Raw genomic sequence first — 21,192 nt, forward strand, 5'->3', positions numbered from 1 at the left:
AAGGAGAGGTCGAATTCCGATGAATGCAGCCGTCAAGTGGATGCAAAAATTCGAAGACCGCGACACCCGGCATAAGCTGAAAGGCTATCGGGACAAAGCGGAGCTCATCCGCAAACGGAATTGGGAGGCATTGGACGACAAGCGGTTGCAAGCGGAATCTCTCCGGTTGAAGAAGGAAGCCCAATCGGGGACGCCTTTGGACGAGCTGCTTATTGATGCCTATGCGCTAGCCTGCGAGGCAGCGAAGAGAACGCTCGGATTACAGCCATACGATGTCCAGATCATGGCTGCCATCGCTCTGCACGAGGGATTTCTGATCGAGCAGCATACCGGCGAAGGCAAAACGCTCTCCGCCGTTATGCCTGCTTACCTAAACGCGCTAACCGGCGAAGGCGTTCATGTGCTGACATTTAACGATTATTTGGCCAATCGGGATGCGGAATGGATGGGCCCGATCTATCGTTTCCTCGGATTGACGGTAAACTCGGTTCAAGCGGGCATGAGCTTGTCCGAGAAACGGGAAGCATACGCCGCGGATATCACCTATGTTACGGCCAAAGAGGCGGGATTCGATTATTTGCGCGACGCGATCGCGCTAAATCCAGCCGATACCGTGCATCGTCCTTTCCATTACGTCATCGTCGACGAGGCGGATTCCCTGCTTCTCGACGAAGCGCGGGTGCCGTTAGTCATCGCCGGCGAGCCGGACTCTTCCGGCAACGACGGCGTTCGTTTCGCGGAAGTGGCTAGTCAGCTCGAGCAAGGGAAGCATTATGTATTCGACGAGTTCGAACGGAACGTTTATTTGAACGAAGCGGGCGCTGCGAAGGCGGAGTCGCTGCTGGGATGCGGCAACTTGTACGAAAGCCATAATAGCCAGTTGTTATCGTCGCTAAATTGCGCGCTGCATGCGGAAGCACTATTGAGAAGAGATGTCGATTACATTGTCCGGGATGGAAGGATCGAGCTGATCGACGAATATACCGGCCGCGTGGCGGAGAACAGGCATTTGCCGGACGGGCTGCAAGCCGCGCTTGCGGCCAAGGAAGGGCTGCAGCCCTTGGCCGGCGGGCAAATTCTCGGGACGATCACCCTGCAACACTTCCTCAGCCTATATCCGAAGATTTGCGGGATGACGGCTACCGCGCAAGCTTCCGCAATAGAATTCGAAGAAATTTATGGGCTTCAGGTCGTGCAAATTCCTCCGAACCGGCCAAACCTACGGATCGACCATCCGCACCGGATTTATACCCATAAAGAGGCTAAACTCAAGGCTCTTGTACAAGAAATCTCGTCCGTTCATGCGACGGGACGTCCGATTCTCATCGGTACGTCAAGCGTCGGGGAGTCCGACAGGCTGGCGGAGGCGCTGGCGGCTGCCGACGTGCCTTGCCAGGTTCTGAATGCGAGAAACGATGCGCAAGAAGCCGAGATCATCGCCAGAGCGGGAGAAATCGGCGCCGTGACGGTATCGACGAATATGGCGGGACGCGGCGTCGACATTCGGCTCGGCGGCGGCGACCCCTCACAGGCAGAGGTTGTCGCCAAGCTGGGCGGGTTGTACGTGATCGGTACGCATGTGAACGAGAGCGTGCGGATCGACGACCAACTGCGCGGGCGTTCCGGCCGCCAAGGCGACCCGGGAGCTTCCGTATTCTTCGTAAGCTTGGAGGACGAGCTGATCCTTCAGTTCGGCATCGATAAAGCGATTCCGCCCAGGTATCGCGATCTTAGGCTGGATGAGGCTCTCGAAGAGTCGGCGCTCCGGAGCAATATCGCGCATATTCAGCGCGTTATTATGGGGCAGAACTTCCATATCCGCCGGGAACTGAACCATTATTCGGATATGGTGGAGGACCAGAGACGTCTTCTATACGAGGAGCGGCTCCGAATTTTGACGGGCGAGAAGCCGATGAGCCCATCGGAGCAGCGGGTACGGCTTTTTTATATCGACAAGTGCTGGGCCGACCATCTGGCATACGTCTCTTACATTCGCGAAGGCATCCACTTGGAGGGCATTACCAGCCGCAATCCGATCGCTGAATTTCATGAGCAAATCATGCAAGCATACGAGCAAATTCCGGATCGAATAAATCAAGAGTCGGCGGATATGCTCGCAAGGCTCGGAGGCTCGAACGATCCGGCGGAGTGGGAGAAGCTCGGGCTGAAGAGTCCTGCTTCCACTCGGACTTATATCATCAGCGATCAATACATGCAGAAGACGCGCGGCACATGGAGCCCGGCTACGGTAGTCGCTTATTGGCTTCGCAAGATTTTGAGGCCGGTGTTCAGGCTGTCTGAATATTGATGCGGCGCAGCTTCATTTCCACTTCAGATTACTTTTTTCTTATAGTACAAACCGAGCACGCCATTGCTATAGGTTTTACTGTTTATTAATTGCAAGTCGTGCTGTTTATCGGAAGACTCGAATAGTCTTTCGCCTCTAGAAGCGATTGCAGGATGAACGAACACCCAAAGGTCGTCGAAAAGCTCATGCTCGATAAAGAGCTGCCAGGTTTTCAATCCGCTCTCGACGGAGATCATTCCTGCCGTTTTCTTCAGTGCTAGCATTTCCTGTACGAAAGATTCGTTATCTTTGATCAGGATTTGCTCTGAATTCCTCCACACAAGATCTTTGAGCGAACGGGAGATCACGGTTTTCGGAATGTCGTTTATTTTCTTTGCGATCGAGCGCTCGAGATCGGACCCGGAGGATTGCTCGGCACTTTGCCAGTACTCTGCCAACTGCGCATAGGTATTTCCCCCGACGACGATCCGATCTATCCTGTTGTAATAGTCGACATACTCCTCCAGAATTTCATCGCTAAGTTTCATCCATTGATCTTCATCGGTGACAACACTATCCAGTGACATATGCATCGTTAATACCGTTGTTCCGATCATATAAGTCCTCCTTCTATTGCGCTCCATGGTAAGCCTGAATTAATGTTTCGATGTCAATCTTCGTCATACGATCAATGGCATCCGCAACCCTTTGGGCTTTGTCGGGATCGGGGTCATTAACCATCTCCCACGCGATAGTCGGGGCGATTTGCCAATACACGCCGTATTTGTCCCTAAGCCAGCCGCACACTTCTTTAACTCCGCCTTCGGAGAGCTTTTCCCAGTAATGATCGATTTCTTCTTGCGTATCGCAGCTTACGTAAAGCGATATACCGTCGCCGAATGTAAAAGAAGGTCCTCCGTTTACCGCAATAAGTTCCTGTCCGTCCAGTTGAAAACGTATTGTTCTTACGGTGCCCGCAGATCCCCCTTGCCCATCTGCATAACGAGTGATGTTACTAATCTTGGAATTTTTAAAAATCGAGACGTATGCATTTACTGCTTCCTCCGCCTGATGATCGAACACCAAATGCGGTGTGATTTTTTGCATGGGAATTTTCATTTCATTTTATTTCCTTTCATCTTAAAGTCGCCAGAAGCTCGGCAAAACGATCCATGCCCTCGCTCGCTCCTTTTTCCGCTCCGTTCCGAAGCATCCAATTGCGGGCCTCCATCGTCTGAAAGACCGTGTGGGCAGTCAGCTTCGTGCGTCCTTCCTGCAGCGCTTCAAGCGTTACTGTTTCAAGCATCACCTTGCCTGGATTCCCTTCGTATTCATAGGTCCTGACAAGCTTCTCAGGAGGAACGCAATCGTGATAGACGCCATTAAAAGCATGAACATTGCCATCGGCATCGCGTTGAATAAATCGCCAGATACCTCCTTTTCTAACCTCCATCTTCTCCACGACAGTTGTAAGGTACTTCGGTCCCCACCATTTGGGTATGGCTTTAGAATCGGAGTACATCCTGAATACGAGCTCACGCGGTGCATCGAAGACGCGTGTTACGATGATCTCTTGTTTCTGAGGTTCGGCAATAATTTCAGATCTTGTCACGTCTATTCTCCTCTTCTTTAAGTTCCTGCAAGTAATCGTTCATACGATCGAAACTCTCGTCAATGATGAGGCGATAGGACTCTATCCAACTTTCCAGTTCCCTGAATGGATCGGGGCGCAGCTTGTAGACTCTCCGATTCCCCTTCACTCGCGCCTCAACAAGTCCGGTATCATTCAGGATACGAAGATGCTTGGAAACTTTCGGTTGAATAAGTCCAAGCCGATCGGTAATCTCCCCCACGGTAAGGGGGCCTTTGCGCAAAAGCTCAACGATTTCGAATCGATTTGGCTCGGCGAGAGCATATAATGTTGATTTCATGATTGGAATATACCATGAATGGTATATACATGTAAAGGTATATTCTTTTTAGAGAATATTAATGCAAACATCGCTAACAAAGGGGTATAAAAAATACACCGCCAGAGCGTACATAAGGCTGCATGGCGGTGTTTTATGAAGAGAAAAAGTTAGCGATAAGCCCGCTCAACGAAAGTTAAAGAATGGACCCCCGCTTACAAAATAGATTTAAATTTCACAATCGATCCGATTTTGCCCGAGGCTTCGCCCTCATAGGCCAGCTTCACATAGAAAGACGATTCATTCGGATCCCAACAGGCCAGAAGCCATATGACGGCGGGCAGCGGGTACCCCTTCATCACCGTTATTTTGTTCAGCAATTGGCCGTCCTTAAGCTCGGCCGACGATATTTCATCCTTATCGACAACATCATGGATCAAGATTCGATTCTCATCGGGAGATAGACTGAATGCGTACGTGTAACGGCCTCGGTCGGCATCCGGTTTGCTTAATAACGTCGTAAATTTGTCTGTTGCCGGATCATAGATATAGACGCCATCCTCGTTCTTGTGTTGCCCGTCAAACAAAACGCTGCCGTTCGAAAGCGTATGAAAGCTCCAGATAGAATACTCCTCTTCTGCTATTATCTTTTCAGACCGCAGACTCTCCAGCTCGATTTTATACAAGCTTGACTGCGCTCCGCTTCCAACCCCAATCTTCATATACAGCGCGCCGTCCGCGACTTGAAGCTCATGTTCGTAGCTGTAAGATTGTGCATCCAAAACCTCCTCAAGCCGGATCTCGTACACATTGGCCTCTACGGAATCTACAATGTAAAGCACGCCGACCTCGGTTGAAAAAGCGGCATACCTTCCTTCCGCATCTGCAAACCGGTTGAGCATCATCTGATCCTTGCTCAGGAGCGTTTTATACGGCTCGCGGCTTTTATCCAATATTTCCGTGCTATCGCCGGTTGCGATATTCAAGATGTAAGCGGAAGTTCCGGAGTCGTATAAAGCCTTCTTGCCGTTCAGCGCTACATCGTTGACGGGCTCCTCCAGTAATTTCACCGGCTTTCGATCCTCGTCGTCCTCCAGGCCTGCGGAATAGAAGCCTTCGTTCCCGTTGTATAGCATGCGTCCATTCTGGATGGATAAAATATCCTCATAACTCAGCTCTTCGTCGATTGGCAGCAGCTTCCCGTCCAGTAACGGAGCTTCCATCTTGCCGAGCTCCGTCCTTACATCCTCGCTCAGCACATAGGACGCGGTTTGGGGAGACCCTGCTTCGACTATCGAGCAGCCTCCTATCACAACCATACCTGCGATCAGTCCAACAAACCAACTGTTTTTCAAAGATTCTAATTTCATTCTTGGCTACACCCTTTCGATCGTTTCTTACGATCACTATAAGGGAAGGTTATGTGCAAATTCGCCTCGCTTGTTGCCAACTTATGTCCACAGCGGCAGCTCGGCTTGAACGATTACATGCCCGCCCTCCTGGCGATATACGATCGTTCCCCCGTGGCTTTCCACGATGGCCCGGCAAATCGCTAAACCCAGTCCAATGCTGCCTGTATCGCTCCGATCCGTTCCATGAGCCCGGTAAAAAGGCTCGAAAACCAACAGCTCGTCCGCATCCTTATCTGTATCCCGCTCATTCGCTACTTGAACTACGGCAACCTCTGCGGACCGGAACGCCTTAATCTGAATGTCCGTCCCTGCGGTGCCATATTTGATCGCATTATCCAGCAAATTCACCCATACCTTCCGCAGCTCCTCGCTTTGTCCGCGGACCGTAAGATGCTGCGAATCGCATTGCAGCAGCATTTTGTAACGGGCGGCCTTCATTTCCAGATCTTCGCAGCAAGCCTGCAGTTGCTCATGCAAGTTAACCGGTACGTTTGGCGCCTGCCGCTGTCCCTCGTCTTCCCTGCGGGCGAGTTCAAGCACTTGGGCAACCATGCTGTGCAGTCGGTCGCTTTCCGTTTTAATTTTGACGGCTGCGCGCTCGAGAAAATCGGGATCGTCGAAGTTCGGCTTACCGATAATTTGCGCATAGCCGGAAATGGAAGTAAGCGGCGTTTTCAGCTCATGGGTTATATGCTGATAAAATCGCCTCTTGCTCTGTTCAAGCGCGACAACCCGATTTCGTTCGGCTTCAAGATGCTCCATTTGCTCCTCGATTTGCCGCTTCATCTGTTTAAAACTGGCCGCCAACAGACCTGCTTCATCGCTTCGGTTTGCGGGCAGCGCCGCGTTCTCTTGGTTGCCCTCCCCCAGTCCTCGCATCGCATGCGACAGCGCAATCAGGGGTCGAGTCATCCTTCTCGACAATATATAAGTAAACACAGTAACGATAACAAACAGAAACGCCGCGAATCCGGCCAAGCTTTTGAGGATCGCTCGGTTATGCATGTAACGGCTTGAATAATCGCTGGTGAGACGGAAGGAACCTTCATAGCGCTCGCCGGAATAGAAAGGAATCGTGAGCATAATGAGATATTCGTCGCCGTCTTGCACCCTTGTTACGACTGATTTATTTTGCGCGCTCAACGCTATATCGGCTTCCAGCGAGAAATTGCCGCTAGCGGACTGCAATGGATCGAGAATGACGCTTCCGCCTTTGGTAAAGCGAGTCTCTCCCGCGAATCTGCCATCTTTATCATAATAAGCCGCAGGATGGCCCGTGCTTCGGCTGATGCCGTAAAGCAGCCGCGATATCCGCTCTTGCTCGTTCTCCCTGCTTCCTTGGCGGACAAGCGCATCCTGCTGGATATGATCATACGCAAACGACTGAAGCTTCCTCATATCTCCCCGAATCGTCGCATTCGTCTGCTCTTTCAATACGTGGGAGATATACATATAGAGACAGCCGGTTGATATCGAGAAAATAACGATGAAGCCAATCGTAAACCTCCAGTGGATCGGCAGGATTCTTCTTTTCATACCGCTCCCCGAGCTCCCAATCGGTAACCGACGCCAAACACCGTATCGATCAAAGCCATATCCAGCTTTTTGCGGATTCGCTGCACGTGAACGTCAACCGTCCTTATGTCGCCCTCATAATCCATCTCCCACACATGATCCACGATTTCTTCCCTTGAGAATACGCGCCCGGGATATTCGTGAAACAGGAGCAGCAGCTCGAATTCCTTAGGTTTTAGCTTGATCTCTTGTCCGTGCCTATAAACCGCATAGCCGTGCTTGTCCAGCTCAAGGCCTGGAGCCAGCTCGACTCGCCGATTCGCCAAACGATTATCCGCTTTTTCCTTTCGCCTCAGCAGCGCCTTTATTCGTGCGGCCACTTCCCGCAGCTCGAACGGCTTAGTCATGTAATCGTCGGCGCCAAGCTCGAGCCCCACGATTTTATCTAGCGTGTCGGTGCGCGCAGTAAGCATTAGAATCGGGACTGAGTACTTCGTAGACACTTCTTTGCAAATATCGAAGCCGTCGGCATCCGGCAGCATGGCGTCCAGAAGCAGCAAATCCGGCTCTGCCTGCTCCAGCAAACGGAGGCCGCCTTTGCCTGTGCCTGCGCTGAACACGGAATAGCCCTCGCCTCTGAGCGCATAGGTCAGTATGTCTCGAATGGCATCGTCATCTTCTATAATTAGCAGCTTTTTGGGCAAAATAGAGCTCCTCGCTTCCAGTCTGCAATGCAATCGTATTCCTTCATTATAACGGGAAAATATTGCCGTTTTATTGCCAGCTTGGCGAAAGCTTCAATCATCTTAGATCGAGCAAAAAATACATCGCCCAGGGCACAAGCCCCTATGGCGATGTATTCAAATATTACGATTTATTGACGGGATAAGTTTTGTTTTGCGCTCGAGTTGAACTTTGCCCAGATGACGCCTCCATAATAGCCAACATTTGGGCTAAAGGCCGATTCGAAGCCGAGCCCCTACTCCAATTCCGGCTCCTTTGGCGCCTGGTCGAGCAAAGCGATCGAGCTGGCGACGAATGCTGGTATTGCCAAGGGATACCCGGACGGAACATTCCGTCCGAACGCACGGACTACCAGCGCCGAAGCGAACTAAATAGCAAAGCAAACACACGCCAAGCCTTTAGGCCGCTTAGCGATGTGTTTGCGGTTGATAGCGACAGGCTGAGCGACGCTTATCCCTGCGCTACCCCTTCAACGGCGTTGTCGAGACAGCGTTCAGCGCGCTAATACGAATTCGGTCCAGCAGCATCGGCTGGCCGTCCGCTTGCCTTAGCTTGATCGTCTTCGACTCTCCCGGCAGCAGCTCGAAGAAATTGTCGCTCATCCGAACGTTGCCCTGCGGGATGTCTATGGTCACCAGCCTGGCGACAGCGCCTGCCGCCTGAACCGTCACGACTCCCCGTTCCGCGTCCACGCTCGCCGTCAGCTGGGCTTGCGGCAAATCGAGCTCCTTTGGATCCCGCAAGTAATAAAAGTTGTCCTCGCAATCCCATCCCGGCGCCGACAGCCTAACCAACGCTCGATCCGGGGCAAGCCCACCGAGAATGTCAGGCTCCTCCCATTCCCCCAGCTTCGCGGCCGTATTGGCGCCGACTTCGGCAGCCGTCTCCAACGTCTTGGCAAGCCTGCCTTCCAAGTCGTACACCTGTAGCATCACCTTGCCCGAGTAGGCTTGCAGTCGGTCATTAACGACCCACAGCTTAAGCGGCTCGCCGGGCTCGTGGTCCAGCGTGAGGTGCAACGGCTGATAAAATTTACGAGCATAATAGTAAGAAGCCTTCGGCAGCAGCTCGTAATCGATCAACGACCAGCTCGTGCCCGGCCAGCTGTCGCCATGCTGCCAGATGAGAGATCCGCTTGTTCTGGCCTTGTTGCGGCGATAGTGCTCGATGCCGTACTTGAGCCCTTCCGCCTGCGTCAGCATCGAGAATCTCATATATTCCTCGATGTCGGAAGGGATTCCGGTATATCCCTCCATTAGCAGAATGCCTTTCTGATGATTCGTATCCTTGTTCCGGTACGCCATCTCGACGCTTCCCCAATAGAACTCCTCGTCCGGGACGTATTTCTCCAGCGTATGGCGATTGGCCGAGGCGTGCATGCCGAATTCGCTGCTGAACAGCGTAAAATCCTTTTTGTAATTTTTGAAGGTGACGCCTTCGATGCTGTAATCAAGCTTCGTCGGTTCGCCGAATCGGCGCGGATAGACCGACCCATGCCAGACTTGCCAGTTGTGCCGGTCGCCTACCTCCGGATCGTTGGCGTCGTTGCCGCCATACGGAGAAGACGGCCAGTAAGGGCGGGAATCGTCGTATTGCTCCAGGACCTCAGGCAATAAAGCATGGTAGATGGATTCGCCGTAGAACGGACAGGTGATATCGCCGTCCGAAGACTTCATATCGTACAGCCAATCGATTTCGTTGTTCCCGCACCACAGGGCAAGCGACGCGTGATTGCGCAATCGCTTAACGTTGCAAATCGCTTCCTGCCTCACATTGTCCATGAAGTCTGCATTGTAATCAGGGAAGAGGGCGTTAGCGAAGGCAAAGTCCTGCCAAACAAGGACGCCCAACCGGTCGCATTCATCATAGAAGATATCCTTCTCGTAAATGCCTCCGGCCCAGATGCGCAGCATATTCATATTCGATTCGACGGCCAGTTCGATCAGATCCGTATAACGCTTGTCGGGCGCCGAGCCGATGAGGTTATCCACCGGAATCCAGTTGGAGCCTTTGGCGAACAATCGGACGCCGTTCAATAAGAAAGCAAAGGCATTCCGGCCCTGTTCATCCTCCAGCAGCAGCTCGATCGTACGAATGCCGAATGGCTTGCGGTAGCGGTCCGTTTCTTGTCCGCCCGCGTACAGAACGACTTCAAGCTCGTACATGTAAGGCCGTCCTAGATCATGGGTCCACCAGAGCTCCGGACAGTCAATCGTCAAACTTAATTCCGCGCACGAGCGCTCCAGCTTGCCGGCCGCTTCCGCTGCCGTTTTGCCAAGCGCGTCGATCAGACAGGCGCGATAAGTCAATTCGGCGCTTCGATCGAAGCATTTGGCCTCGATGGAAGCCCGCACGGTTGCCCTATCCTTGTCGGCCGTATCCGTGCGCGCATATACGCTATCCAAGCGAGCCCGCTTGCTGCGCTTTAGATAAACCTTGCCCCAGATGCCCGTCGTTACCATGCGGGGGCCCCAGTCCCATCCGAAATTCATGGCCGCCTTGCGAATCCAAGGGCGTTCCTTCGTATAAGAAGACCATTGCATCTGGGCCTTGTCCCGATTGTGCAGGAACAAGGGATCGAACTTGACCGCCACCGTATTGCGACCGCGATTCACGATGCCCGTCACATCGTAAACATAACGGCGGTGCATGTTGGCCGTTCGTCCGATCTCCAGGCCGTTCACATAAATGGTGGCGAACGTATCCAGTCCTTCGAACGCAAGTTCCAGCCGTTCCGCCCGGCTTGGCGCTTCGTCCAGCTGGAACTTGGTCCGATACCACCATTCCTTCTGTTCGATCCATCTGCACTTGATGTCGTTATGTCCGTAATAAGGATGCTCGATCAGCTTCCTCTCGATCAGCGCGGAATGAACGTCTCCCGGCACGGCGGCCGTCATCCAGAAGCGGTCGTCCAGACCGGGATCCGCGAGCTGAAGCGGTGGAACCTGTCCGACCTCGTAATGCTGCAATCTCCATTCGCCCGATAGTTCCATAAGGTCCCCCATGGTAGTTGATAAATTTTTGGTCCGACGAAGCTCCGGCAACCGTGCGCGGAGCTTCGTCGGACCAAATGTTTGTCTGTCAATGGTTTCCTGTCTACTTTATTTCAGCTTGGCTTCCGCCGCTTTACCCTTTTCGACAAGCGTCTCATATACTTTTTCCAGCGAGTTTTGGCCGAACATGACCGATTCCATCTCGGATTTATACGTGGACACGAAATCCTCCGCGCCCGCAGGAGCAGGATAGAACGGCAACGCCTTGGGTTTGGCCGCGTTCAGCAGATCGATGCCAAGCTGCTCGCCTGCCGTCAGGGAGCCTTCGATCGACTGCAGGATGTCGTTATTAATCGGGATGCCGCGCACGGTGCCGAGCGTCTTGCCCGCCTCCTCGTTCGAGATGAACCACTTAATGAATTCCTTCGCTTGAGCCTTATTGGACGATCCTTCGCTAACCGAGAAGAAAATCGTCGATTGCGCCCATCCGCCGCCGGCTTCGCCGATTGGGTAGCTGTTAACGGCAATGCGACCGCCGGGAAGCAAGGCTTCGATAGCCGTTGCGGATCCTACGGACGCGCCTCTGAGCATAACGCGACCGGTGCCAAACGTATCCGTCTGGGGATCGTTCTCCTTGGAGCTGAGCTGAAGATCCGCCGGCGGCACGATGCCCGCCTTCTGGAATTCGGCGTATTTCTCGTTGAATTCGAACCAGGTGTCCTTGTCCAGGTTAAACGTCGTGCCGTCCTTGAAGATCGGGCCCAAGCCTTTGGACGTTTGGTAGAATTGATACCACTCCCATATGTTTCTGAGGTCATCGATCGGATATTTGTCCTTGGGAAGCTTCGCGCGGGCTTCCTCCGCGTAGGCGAAGAAGTCCTCCCAGGTCCAGTTGTTGGTCGGGAGCGTGATTCCGGCTTCTTCGAGCGCAACCTTGTCGTACACCATGCCTTGCCCGTTGTAGCTGAGCGGTATGCCGTATACTTTGCCGTCGATCTTGATATTTTCGATAACCTGCTCGTCAACGATGCCGGACAAGTCAATATCGGACAGATCCGCTAACAGGCCGCGCTTCACGTAACCTTGAATATAGGCTGCGTCCATCTGCATGATGTCGGGAAGCGTCTTCGATGCGGCGAGCGTCGGCAGCTTCTGCCAGTATCCGTCCCAATTGGTGTATTCGGGAGTGAAGGTCACCTTCGGATTAGCGGCCGTGTACAACCCAAGCGCCTTCTGGGTCGCTTCGTGACGCACGTCGGACCCCCACCACATGATCTTCAGATTGACCGCTTTATCCGCGGATCCGCTCCCGCCGTTGCTGGCATTGCTTCCCGCGTTTTCCTTATTGGAGCCGCAGCCGGACAAGACGACGACGGAGGCCAGGGCACCGACCGCCAACGTTTTGAGCAATGGACTGCTCTTCTTCATATGAACACTCCCTTTTATATGATGAAAATGATGAAGCCGCTGGTTAGGTGAGCATGGGTGGGCTTAGCCCTTAATACCGGTTGTCGCGATGCCTTCCACGAAGTGCTTCTGGGCCAGGAAGAAGATGACGGCCGAAGGAACGACGGATAGCAGCGACATGGCCAGCAATTGTCCCCATTGCACTTCGAACTGATCGATGAACATCCTCAGCCCCAAACCTACCGTAAACTTCTCGACGGAGCTCAAGTAGAGCAGTTGAGCGAAGAAGTCGTCCCAGCTCCATAGGAAGGTGAAGATGCCTACCGTGTACAAGGCCGGCTTGATTAACGGACCGATTATTCGGAAGAAGATGCCGTATACCGATGCGCCGTCAATCTGGGCCGCTTCGTCCAGCTCTCGCGGTATACCGCGAATAAATTGCACGACAAGGAAGATGAAGAACGCGCCCCCGCCGAAAAAGTGCGGCAAGATAAGCGGAATATAGCTATCGGTCAGACCCAGTTTGGTATACAGGATGTACTGAGGCACGATGGTAACCTGCGACGGCAGCATGAGCGTCATCAGCAGCACGGAGAACCAGAAGTTGCGGAACCTGAAGTTGAGGCGGCCGAACCCGTAACCGACGAGCGCCGCCGTCAGCACGCCGCCGAGCACGTTCCAGAACTCCATGACGAGCGTATTGCCGAAGAACTTCGCGAACGTATATTGGGAAGAGTACGTCCAGCCGTTCGTATAATTTTCCCACATAAACTTATCGGGCCACAGAGTAGGAAGAGACAGCTCCGTTTGGCTCTTGAGGGAGGCGCCGATCCACCAGATAACCGGGTAAATCATAAGGAGCGAGAACGGAATCAGCAGGAGATGGTTTTTCCAAGAGCTTTGTTTTTCCGTCATTATCGGGATTTGCCCCCTTCCGCCTCGTAATGGACCCAGTACTTGGACACGGTGAAGTTAATTAGCGTGAATACTCCGATAATAAGGAGGAGGATCCACGCCAGCGCCGACGCGTAACCCATCTGATATTGCCGGAACGCTTTCTCGTAGAGGAACAGGACGTACATATAAGTCGAGTTAGCCGGACCTCCGCTCGTGATGACGAATGCCGAGGTGAACATCTGGAAGGCATTAATGATGCCGAGCACCAGATTAAAGAACATGACGGGCGAGAGCATCGGAAGCGTAATGTTGTAAAATTTGCGGAACGCGCCGGCGCCGTCTACGGATGCGGATTCATATAGATCCTTGGGAATCTGCTTCAAGCCGGCCAGGAAGATAACCATCGTGGAGCCGAACTGCCAAGCATTGAGCAGAATCAGAGTGCCGAGCGCCGTGTCCGGGTTGGCGATCCAGCCGATTCCCTGAATGCCGAACCAGCTCAGAATATGATTGATGTAGCCTTCGAGGCCGAACATGTTGCGCCACAAAGCCGCGACCGCGATGCTGCCCCCGATTAAAGAAGGGAAATAAATGAGCGTTCGGTAGATGCTCATGCCTTTGACGTTCTTGTTGAGCAGCATCGCAACCAATAAGGAGAACAGCAGCTTGATCGGAACCGCGAATAGCACGAACGTAAACGTAACGACGAGCGATTTCACGAACAGCCTGTCGGACGTCGTAATAGTCGAATAATTATCCGTACCAACCCAGACCGGGGAGTCAAGCAGAGAATACTCGGTAAATGATAAATAAAGCGATTGCAATATCGGCCATAGAGTCAGAAGCAGAAACCCTATCAGCCACGGGGAAATAAACAGATAGCCAGCCGTATTATGCTGAAACCTTTTGCCGGATCCGCTTTTTCTACCAAACACGGCATTCCCTCATTTCTATGAAATTCAATTGGTGAAGCGCTTTCATTGGTTTCCTTAGGAACATACTAGTTGATCGAGTCTAGTTTTGTCAACTAGATTTGTGCAATTATTATGTTTACAAATTACATTTATGTTTACAAGAACAATAATACCCATAACAAAAATAACCTCCGACTCGCATGGGCTGCGAAATCAGAGGTTATTGGCGAGTCCATTCGCCCGAAGGCGGATTTAATTCCGTTGCCCTTCGACGGCTGTCCGAGGAGGAGCGATGCTGCCCTTAATGATGAGATCGCCTTGCAACAATAGCTTCTCATGAGGCATTTGAAGATTGGCGAGACGCCAGAACAGAAGCTCGACTCCCTTGATCCCCAGCGCCTCGGATTCCGCGTTGACCGTGCTTAGCTCCGGGAACTCCTGCATAAAATCCGCCTCGTTATCGAATCCGGTCATGCACGTATCTTCCGGGACGCGAATGCCCAATGGTTGCATGGCACGTAATAAATGCGAAGCGATCTTGTCGTTGGCGCACACCAAAGCAGTAGGAAGAGAGCTGTTTTGCAATTCCGCAAGGGTAGACGCGATGAGATCGAGATTCTCTTTATCGTTCGTAGGCTTAATACGAAGCAGAGACTCGTTCGGAGTGTGCGGAATGCCGCTTTCAGCCATTACGGATTTGAAGCCGTTCCAGCGATCCGCAAAGCTTCTCGCGAACCGCCAGTCTCCTACGAACTGAATGTCGGTATGACCCTTGCCGACCAAATATTTAACCAGTTTACGCAGGATATCGTAATTATTCATGAAGACGCTGTCGGAGCTAACCAGCTCGTCCTCGTGATCGACCAGTACGAAGGGAATGCCCACATTGCGTAATTCGACAAGCATGGAGGTCTCGATTAACCCTAATCCTATTATTCCGAGCAGCGCCTCGGGACGCATGATCTTATGGAAATTGCGAGGCGAATCGTCCGTAATGAGAACAGAGCCGATGCCGCTTGACTCTAACCCCCTGAACACTCCTTCCAGAACCCTGCCCCAATAACTGGATTCTCTATTCTGACTGCGTATGTTGGGGAAAAGAATGCCGATCAATTTCTCGTCATCATCGGCCTGGCCTTGATTGTTGGCGGATCTCTTGATGAGCTTCTGGTCCAGGTAACCGAGCTGCGAGGCGGCTTCGAATATTTTCTCCCTCGTAGCCGCGCTAATTCCCGGTTTGCCTGACAACGCTTTGGATACGGCATATTTGGATACGCCGACGATATCCGCGATCTCCTGCATGGTTATTTTCTTACCCTTGGCCATGATGTTCACTCCGCACTTTAAGATAAAAGCCGCTAGTTTACACGATAATAGTCTGTAAACCAAACTCATCTTTTATCATCATAACAAAAACCTTCTGAAGTGTATACGAATAAGCCGTGGATGGCAAGCCCTTGCAAAACAGTGCTGTAAAAAGCAGCCGGTTGCTCAACCTCGCTTGCAATGGAATTTCGCCAGAGGATTCTGCGTCCGCTATCCGAACAAATTCTGCACATGTGGGCGCTACTTCAAGCAACAAGCAGTAAATTGCTTATGAAGGAATGGAGCTTGAATCTGTATGGAGTCTAACGAAAACTTCAGCAAATCAGCAAAAGTATCAAAAGAAATAACCCCTTTTTAAGTTACAAGTTTTGTGTTGAATGACTCACCTGCTTCAATAAGTTGTTGACTCGTACATCGGGCCGGGAAAGCTTCACCGTATTGGCGGTGGGGTTTCTCGGCCCTTGGTCTTTCTACATGGGCACCTTGGGCTACATGCAATCGTATATCGGTGATGGGAGCGTGCGCTCGGTTCGCCCCGCGCTGTAAGTATTTTCATCTCCTAGGCGTTGACTCCTTGTTGACTCCGGGCATACATAATAAGCCGCCATGACCCTCGGGCTACATGGCGGCTTGTTTTGCTGTATCGATACTGCTATGATTCGCTCGATCCTTACTCGTCCCTGGTAGCAATGGGGTTGGCAGCATAACTAATCCAATCGCTCCAGCTCCCCGCGTACAGCTTCACCTTCTCGAAGCCCGCTTCGCTAAGAGCAAGCACATTCGGCGTCGCCGTGACGCCGGAACCGCAATAGACAACAAGCTCCTTATCGCGAGGAAGGTCGGCGAAGTGCTCCGCGAGCGCCTCCGGCGACTTAAAGCTTCCGTCCTCCTGAAGAACGCCCTTCCAGAACTTGTTGCGAGCGCCCGGGATGTGGCCGGCCTTCTTGTCGAGAGGCTCGACCTCGCCGCGATAGCGCGGAGCTTCGCGGGAGTCGACGAGCACGCGCTCCTCGCCGCCGAGCGACTCCTGCACTTCTTCCATCTCGACCAGCATGCTATGCTGCACGGTCGCAAGGAACGTCGACGGAATGAGTACCTTCTGGTCGGCGTTCACCGGATAGCCGCCCTTCTTCCAGGCACTGAAGCCTTCGTCCAGGACGAAGACGTTCTCGTGCCCGAGGTAGCGAAGCAGCCACCACAGGCGGGAAGCCATCGCTCCGCCTTGGTCGTCATAAGCGACGACGCGGGAATCGTTGCCGATGCCGACGCGGCTCAGGCGACCGGCGAGCTCGGCGGCATCCGGCAGCGGGTGGCGGCCGCCTTGCCCGTCCTCTTCGACGGGAGCGGACAAGTCGCGCTCCAGATCCAAATAAACAGCCCCCGGAATATGGGACTCCTCATAAGCCGCGCGCCCCGCGTCCGGTTGCCCCATCACGAAGCGGCAGTCCACGATGACCAGATCGGATTCGTAAAGGCGGGCGAGCAGCCATTTTCTAGATACGACATGTTTCATTAGTGATCCATCCTCTCTTTATATTGCGGAATGCGCAGGCGATTTCGCGCGACTCTTTCTGCCGGACAAGGCGATAGCCGCAAGGACCACGACGATCATGGCCGCCGCGATCGCGAAGAATATCCATCGAGCCACCGACACCGCGTAATGGTCCAGGGACCAGCCGATCAACTTCGGCATAATGGCTCCGCCGAGCAAGCCGTATGCGATCAGCAGGCTCGTGATTCGCTCCGTCGCTCCCGGAACGGACCGGTTCGTAAAGACAAGCGCGATGGCGAACAACCCCGAGAAAGCAAACCCGGCGATGAAGGAGAAGATAAACATCTCCGTAGTCCCTCCAGTCAGGGCCATCAGCAGGAAGCATAACGCTCCGATCGCGGTGCCCCAGAACAAATACATGCCCCCGCTGATGCGGTCGGCGATGTGCCCGGAGACGAGACGCCCGAGCGTCATGGCCGCCCAGAAGACGCTGATCGACGTCGCCGCCGCCGCGTCCGACAAGCCGTTCTCTTGAACGAGCATGGACGGCAGGTAGTGAACGTAGCTCATCTCCATGCCGACATAGATCACGAAGAACAGCGCGCAGATGCCCAGCAGAATGCCGTAGCGCCTGCCCAGTCGCAAGGATTTCCCTTCCGCGCGGGTTGCCGCTTCCGCTTGGTGGACCGCTTCCCCTCTTGCGCCCAGCAATTTCGTAGGCCACAGGACGACCCATAAGACGAAGGTAACCGCCGCCAGCGCTCCGACGATGCCGAACGCGAGCTTCCATTGCCCTATCTCGATAAGAGCCGCGCCCGCGAACGGGATGATCAAGGCTCCGGCCCCGAAGAACGTCTCCAGCCGGCTCATCGCGACGTTCGCCCGATCTCCGGTCGAGGCGATAATGATGGAGCCGATCAAGGATTCGATGATGCCGAAGCAGAAGCCCGTCAGCGGCGCGATGCCGAGCATGATTCCCCACGCGGGCTGAGCCATATATAGGAATTCCATAACCGCCATCCCGAGAAAAGCCGCCAGAAGGAGCCCTTTCCGTCCGATCCGTCCTATTAGAAACGGCGCTGCGATCGTTCCCGCGAGCCCGCCCAGGAACTGATTCATGACGAGCTGGCCGCCATCGCCGTAATGAACGCCGTAAGCGTGTACCATCGGCTCCAGGACGGAGCCCACCACCAATTGCCCTAGCCCTACCGTAAGGTAAGCCATGCAACCCAAGAATATTAAACGCGACATCTAGCTGAAGAACTCCTTCCCTCCCGGGCAATGAACTCTATCCATTCCCAATAACGTCTTCCTCTCTCTAAAAAAACGCTACGAAGAGTATACCATGAGTCGACGCCGGAAAGCTTCTTCAATTGAATGCCTTTATCGCGCGGAGACGGCGTTCCTCTTGCCGATGCGCGTCGAGATGACGGCCGCGAACAGGCAGACGAAGCCCGCGGACACGAAGGCGGCCGAGTAAGAACCAAGCCAGTCGCGGATCGCGCCCGCGCCGTAAGCGGCCGTGGAGGCGCCCAGCTGATGGGCGACGACGACCCAGCCGAAGATCATGCCGGAGCGCTCCTTCCCGAACTCCTGGGTAGCCAGCTTCACGGTCGGCGGAACGGTGGCGATCCAGTCGAGCCCATAGAAAACGCTGAAGATAAACAGGTTCATCGGTCCCGAATTCAAGGCGTAGGGCAAGAACAGCAGGGACAAGCCGCGAAGCCCGTAGTACCACATGAGCAGCTTGCGGCTGTCGAAGCGGTCGGACAGCCAGCCGGAGAGAGTCGTTCCGACCAGATCGAACACGCCCATCAGGGCGAGGAGGCCGGCCGCGGTCACCTCGGCGATGCCGAAATCTCCGCAAGCCGGTATAAGGTGCGTGCCGATCAGGCCGTTGGTCGAATAGCCGCAGAAGAAGAAAGTTCCGGCCAGCAGCCAGAAGGATTTGCTCTTAAGCGCCGAGCGGAGAGCAAGCAGAGGCGCGAGGAACAGGTTGCCCCGGAACGGAACCGGCTGAACGATCTCGTCCGCCCCGTATGGAGCAGCCCCTACATCGGACGGGTGATTCCTCATGAACAAGGCGACGAGGAACAGCAGGACGACGAGCACGCCGACGGCCGTATAAACGGCTGATTTCCAGCCGGAAGTCACCGTAATCTGCGCGAGCAGCGGCAGGAACAGCAGCTGTCCGGTCGCCGCGCTGGCGGTCAGAATGCCGACGACGAGGCCCCTGCGCTTCGCGAACCACTTGTTCGAAACGGTGACGCCGAGCACGTTCGCCATGAACCCGGTCGCGATGCCGGTCACAAGCCCCCACAGAATCTCGAACTGCCAGAGCGCGTTCATGAGGGACGTGACGGCGAGCCCCGCGGCCAGGAGCGATATGGAGAAAAGCATCACTCGCCGCACGCCGAACCGTTCGAGGAACGATGCCGAGAAGGGGCCGACCAATCCGTAGAGGAAGATGCCTATCGACACGACGCTCGAGATGCCGCCTCGGCTCCATCCGAATTCCTTCTCGAACGACAGCATGAAGATGCTCGGCATGGAACGAACGCCCGCCGAGACGAGCAGCGTCACGAACGTAACGGCGACGACAATCCAGCCATAGTGAAATCGGGTTTGCTTAGGAGCGGAGGCTCCGGCTTGGGGCAAGCTGTTCATGGCTTGGCTTCACTCACTCTCTTATATTTTGTTTGTACATGCAAAATACAAACCAAAGGAAAAGTCAAGACTTCTCCAATTGCTCGCTCGAAGACACCAATCGCTTCGATAGCTCCGTCGCGAATTCCTTGCCCAGAATCTCGTCGTACCGGTCGTGAAGATCCCGGGAAGCTTGCTTGATCGACTCCAGCATTCCTTCCCCTTTGGCCGTCGGATAAACCAGCACCGTCTTGCCCTGAACCTTTCGCTCCACCAGCTTCTTCGTCTCCAGCTTATCTACGAATCGCGTCAGCGTGGACGGGGCGACGGACAGCTTCTCCGCCAGTTCCTTCTGGGAGATGCCCGGAGTGCCGACCGCAAGCCGGACCAAGTAGCCGTACATCGGGCTCAGACCCGTCGGGGCGAAGGCGTCCTCGGCCAGCTTCGTGATCGCGCGACCGAGCCGGTTGGCGGTGAAGAACAGGCATTCGTGAAGGAAATGATCGTCCGCTTGGCTCATATCGAAGACCTCTTTCTATTTTGTATGTACAACAAATATAAGGGCGTCCCTTCCGCCTGTCAATAGTCGGCAGATACTCAGCGTCGCCCGTCTGTGTTATCTTGGTAGTATTGAATTGCGCTTTGCGTTCGGCAAAAGGAGGAGACTTTGTGAGCATGACTGCCCCTATCCCGGAATTCCGCTTCACGGCGATGACGGAGGAGGATGGAGCGGAGATTGCCGAGTGGCGGTATCCGCCGCCTTACGACTTGTACCGCTGGCCTTCCTGGGAGCAGATGGTCGCCCAAGGCAAGGAGTTCGGAGATCCGCAAATTCGCGCCAAACAATACACGTCGATCCGGGATGCCGACGGTCGGCTGATCGGATACGCTCAATTTTTCCCCATGGTAGGGGTCGTTCGGATCGGCTTGGGACTTCGCCCGGAATGCTGCGATCGCGGCTGGGGAACGGCGTTCACTCAAGCCATCGCCCGGGAAGCCGCGAGAAGATCCCCGAATTCGGAGATCGATCTGGAGGTCGAAACGTGGAACAAAAGGGCGATTCGCACTTATAAAAGAGCCGGCTTCGTCATTACCGACAAATACAAGAGGCAAGCATCGCATAAAACCGTGACCATCTATTGCATGACGTTGCCTAAGTAGAAGAAGCCGCCCCTCGACGGGCGGCTTCTTCCATGTATGCGACAAGCGTCTCGGATCAGTCCCCGAACAAATCGCCGAACATGTCCATGACGCTCTTTTTCTTCTTGTGCTTGTGGTGTCCATGATTGTTGTACGAGCCGCCATGCGAGTTATGCGAATCGTAGCGGCGATCGCGGTTGTCGTACGAAGGAGATTGAGGCGGATAAGGCTTCGGTTTCTCGTCGTAATACCACTGATTATAATCTTCGCGGACTTCGCGAACCTCGCTCATCAGCTTGTCGAGCTCGCCGCGGTCCAGCCAAACCCCCTTGCAGCTGGGGCAGATGTCGATGAGAACGCCGTCCTTCTCGACCTCTCTCATTCTGGAATCGGTGCACACGGGACAATTCATTCGCGCGGAACCTCCTTTCTCATCCTATTGTTCCTTTTACGTTCGGATTCCATAACGGTTTCAAGAGACCGCAGGCTCGGACGCTCGCGAGACGGGG

Annotated in this window: 19 protein-coding genes and 1 pseudogene; 3 read left to right on the top strand and 17 right to left on the bottom strand. The window is 54.0% G+C overall.

Annotation, left to right across the window (positions count from 1 at the left end; genetic code table 11):
- The first annotated feature begins 19 nt into the window (after positions 1–19).
- Positions 20–2,308: a preprotein translocase subunit SecA gene (locus tag H7B67_RS03660; RefSeq protein WP_185118437.1), complete on the top strand. Its 2,289-nt coding sequence runs from the start codon at positions 20–22 to the stop codon at positions 2,306–2,308.
- Between the two features lie 23 nt (positions 2,309–2,331).
- On the opposite strand, the gene H7B67_RS03665 is transcribed toward H7B67_RS03660, so the two are convergent.
- From H7B67_RS03665 to H7B67_RS03695, 7 genes are all read right to left on the bottom strand, one after another.
- Complete coding sequence (locus H7B67_RS03665; protein WP_185118438.1) at positions 2,332–2,904, bottom strand: dihydrofolate reductase family protein; 573 nt, start codon at positions 2,902–2,904, stop codon at positions 2,332–2,334.
- 13 nt (positions 2,905–2,917) lie between these two features.
- Positions 2,918–3,406 (bottom strand): VOC family protein, encoded by a 489-nt coding sequence (locus tag H7B67_RS03670; protein ID WP_209649194.1) that lies wholly within the window; start codon positions 3,404–3,406, stop codon positions 2,918–2,920.
- A 16-nt stretch (positions 3,407–3,422) separates the two neighbouring features.
- A complete protein-coding gene (locus H7B67_RS03675) occupies positions 3,423–3,899 on the bottom strand; it encodes an SRPBCC domain-containing protein (RefSeq protein WP_185118439.1) in 477 nt (158 codons plus the stop codon).
- Entirely contained in the window at positions 3,886–4,218 is a 333-nt protein-coding gene (locus H7B67_RS03680) for an ArsR/SmtB family transcription factor (protein ID WP_185118440.1), read from the bottom strand. The genes H7B67_RS03675 and H7B67_RS03680 overlap by 14 nt, the downstream gene beginning before the upstream one ends.
- 194 nt (positions 4,219–4,412) lie before the next feature.
- Entirely contained in the window at positions 4,413–5,567 is a 1,155-nt protein-coding gene (locus H7B67_RS03685; protein WP_185118441.1) for a hypothetical protein, read from the bottom strand.
- 81 nt (positions 5,568–5,648) lie between these two features.
- Positions 5,649–7,007: a sensor histidine kinase gene (locus tag H7B67_RS03690; protein ID WP_185118442.1), complete on the bottom strand. Its 1,359-nt coding sequence runs from the start codon at positions 7,005–7,007 to the stop codon at positions 5,649–5,651.
- A gap of 134 nt (positions 7,008–7,141) precedes the next feature.
- The gene (locus tag H7B67_RS03695; protein WP_185118443.1) at positions 7,142–7,828 is read right to left on the bottom strand and encodes a response regulator transcription factor; all 687 of its coding nucleotides are present in this window, start codon (positions 7,826–7,828) and stop codon (positions 7,142–7,144) included.
- Between the two features lie 309 nt (positions 7,829–8,137).
- Between H7B67_RS03695 and H7B67_RS31415 the strand changes: the two are divergent.
- Positions 8,138–8,239: pseudogene (locus tag H7B67_RS31415) on the top strand (S-layer homology domain-containing protein); the annotation flags it as partial.
- Positions 8,240–8,329: 90 nt separating this feature from the next.
- Here H7B67_RS31415 and H7B67_RS03705 read toward each other — a convergent pair.
- The 9 genes from H7B67_RS03705 to H7B67_RS03745 form a co-directional block, all read right to left on the bottom strand.
- Positions 8,330–10,861, bottom strand: coding sequence for a beta-mannosidase (locus H7B67_RS03705; protein WP_185118444.1), 2,532 nt, complete (start codon positions 10,859–10,861; stop codon positions 8,330–8,332).
- A gap of 108 nt (positions 10,862–10,969) precedes the next feature.
- The gene (locus tag H7B67_RS03710; protein ID WP_185118445.1) at positions 10,970–12,289 is read right to left on the bottom strand and encodes an ABC transporter substrate-binding protein; all 1,320 of its coding nucleotides are present in this window, start codon (positions 12,287–12,289) and stop codon (positions 10,970–10,972) included.
- A gap of 63 nt (positions 12,290–12,352) precedes the next feature.
- Complete coding sequence (locus tag H7B67_RS03715) at positions 12,353–13,183, bottom strand: carbohydrate ABC transporter permease (protein ID WP_185118446.1); 831 nt, start codon at positions 13,181–13,183, stop codon at positions 12,353–12,355.
- A complete protein-coding gene (locus H7B67_RS03720; RefSeq protein ID WP_185118447.1) occupies positions 13,183–14,100 on the bottom strand; it encodes an ABC transporter permease subunit in 918 nt (305 codons plus the stop codon). Before H7B67_RS03720 ends, H7B67_RS03715 begins: the two co-directional genes overlap by 1 nt.
- A gap of 231 nt (positions 14,101–14,331) precedes the next feature.
- On the bottom strand, positions 14,332–15,405 hold the full coding sequence (locus H7B67_RS03725) for a substrate-binding domain-containing protein (protein WP_185118448.1): 1,074 nt from the start codon (positions 15,403–15,405) through the stop codon (positions 14,332–14,334).
- A gap of 670 nt (positions 15,406–16,075) precedes the next feature.
- Positions 16,076–16,918, bottom strand: a complete 843-nt coding sequence (locus H7B67_RS03730) for a sulfurtransferase (RefSeq protein WP_185118449.1) — start codon at positions 16,916–16,918, stop codon at positions 16,076–16,078.
- A gap of 18 nt (positions 16,919–16,936) precedes the next feature.
- Complete coding sequence (locus H7B67_RS03735) at positions 16,937–18,148, bottom strand: MFS transporter (RefSeq protein WP_185118450.1); 1,212 nt, start codon at positions 18,146–18,148, stop codon at positions 16,937–16,939.
- A 132-nt stretch (positions 18,149–18,280) separates the two neighbouring features.
- On the bottom strand, positions 18,281–19,564 hold the full coding sequence (locus H7B67_RS03740) for an MFS transporter (protein WP_185118451.1): 1,284 nt from the start codon (positions 19,562–19,564) through the stop codon (positions 18,281–18,283).
- Between the two features lie 64 nt (positions 19,565–19,628).
- On the bottom strand, positions 19,629–20,063 hold the full coding sequence (locus tag H7B67_RS03745; RefSeq protein ID WP_185118452.1) for a MarR family winged helix-turn-helix transcriptional regulator: 435 nt from the start codon (positions 20,061–20,063) through the stop codon (positions 19,629–19,631).
- A 155-nt stretch (positions 20,064–20,218) separates the two neighbouring features.
- Between H7B67_RS03745 and H7B67_RS03750 the strand changes: the two genes are divergently transcribed.
- Complete coding sequence (locus tag H7B67_RS03750) at positions 20,219–20,704, top strand: GNAT family N-acetyltransferase (RefSeq protein ID WP_185118527.1); 486 nt, start codon at positions 20,219–20,221, stop codon at positions 20,702–20,704.
- 55 nt (positions 20,705–20,759) lie between these two features.
- On the opposite strand, the gene H7B67_RS03755 is transcribed toward H7B67_RS03750, so the two are convergent.
- Complete coding sequence (locus H7B67_RS03755; RefSeq protein WP_185118453.1) at positions 20,760–21,095, bottom strand: TFIIB-type zinc ribbon-containing protein; 336 nt, start codon at positions 21,093–21,095, stop codon at positions 20,760–20,762.
- Positions 21,096–21,192: the final 97 nt, after the last annotated feature.

The sequence above is a fragment of the Cohnella thailandensis genome (genome assembly GCF_014212135.1).
Classification (GTDB): domain Bacteria; phylum Bacillota; class Bacilli; order Paenibacillales; family Paenibacillaceae; genus Cohnella; species Cohnella thailandensis.

What these genes read in the sequence shown, in the direction of transcription:
- H7B67_RS03660 (WP_185118437.1), top strand. Translation starts at nt 20, where the DNA reads ATGAATGCAGCCGTCAAGTGGATGCAAAAATTCGAAGACCGCGACACC.
- H7B67_RS03665 (WP_185118438.1), bottom strand. Translation starts at nt 2,904, where the DNA reads ATGATCGGAACAACGGTATTAACGATGCATATGTCACTGGATAGTGTT.
- H7B67_RS03670 (WP_209649194.1), bottom strand. Translation starts at nt 3,406, where the DNA reads ATGAAAATTCCCATGCAAAAAATCACACCGCATTTGGTGTTCGATCAT.
- H7B67_RS03680 (WP_185118440.1), bottom strand. Translation starts at nt 4,218, where the DNA reads ATGAAATCAACATTATATGCTCTCGCCGAGCCAAATCGATTCGAAATC.
- H7B67_RS03685 (WP_185118441.1), bottom strand. Translation starts at nt 5,567, where the DNA reads ATGAAATTAGAATCTTTGAAAAACAGTTGGTTTGTTGGACTGATCGCA.
- H7B67_RS03690 (WP_185118442.1), bottom strand. Translation starts at nt 7,007, where the DNA reads ATGAGGAAGCTTCAGTCGTTTGCGTATGATCATATCCAGCAGGATGCG.
- H7B67_RS03705 (WP_185118444.1), bottom strand. Translation starts at nt 10,861, where the DNA reads ATGGAACTATCGGGCGAATGGAGATTGCAGCATTACGAGGTCGGACAG.
- H7B67_RS03710 (WP_185118445.1), bottom strand. Translation starts at nt 12,289, where the DNA reads ATGAAGAAGAGCAGTCCATTGCTCAAAACGTTGGCGGTCGGTGCCCTG.
- H7B67_RS03715 (WP_185118446.1), bottom strand. Translation starts at nt 13,183, where the DNA reads ATGACGGAAAAACAAAGCTCTTGGAAAAACCATCTCCTGCTGATTCCG.
- H7B67_RS03725 (WP_185118448.1), bottom strand. Translation starts at nt 15,405, where the DNA reads ATGGCCAAGGGTAAGAAAATAACCATGCAGGAGATCGCGGATATCGTC.
- H7B67_RS03730 (WP_185118449.1), bottom strand. Translation starts at nt 16,918, where the DNA reads ATGAAACATGTCGTATCTAGAAAATGGCTGCTCGCCCGCCTTTACGAA.
- H7B67_RS03735 (WP_185118450.1), bottom strand. Translation starts at nt 18,148, where the DNA reads ATGTCGCGTTTAATATTCTTGGGTTGCATGGCTTACCTTACGGTAGGG.
- H7B67_RS03740 (WP_185118451.1), bottom strand. Translation starts at nt 19,564, where the DNA reads ATGAACAGCTTGCCCCAAGCCGGAGCCTCCGCTCCTAAGCAAACCCGA.
- H7B67_RS03745 (WP_185118452.1), bottom strand. Translation starts at nt 20,063, where the DNA reads ATGAGCCAAGCGGACGATCATTTCCTTCACGAATGCCTGTTCTTCACC.
- H7B67_RS03750 (WP_185118527.1), top strand. Translation starts at nt 20,219, where the DNA reads ATGACTGCCCCTATCCCGGAATTCCGCTTCACGGCGATGACGGAGGAG.
- H7B67_RS03755 (WP_185118453.1), bottom strand. Translation starts at nt 21,095, where the DNA reads ATGAATTGTCCCGTGTGCACCGATTCCAGAATGAGAGAGGTCGAGAAG.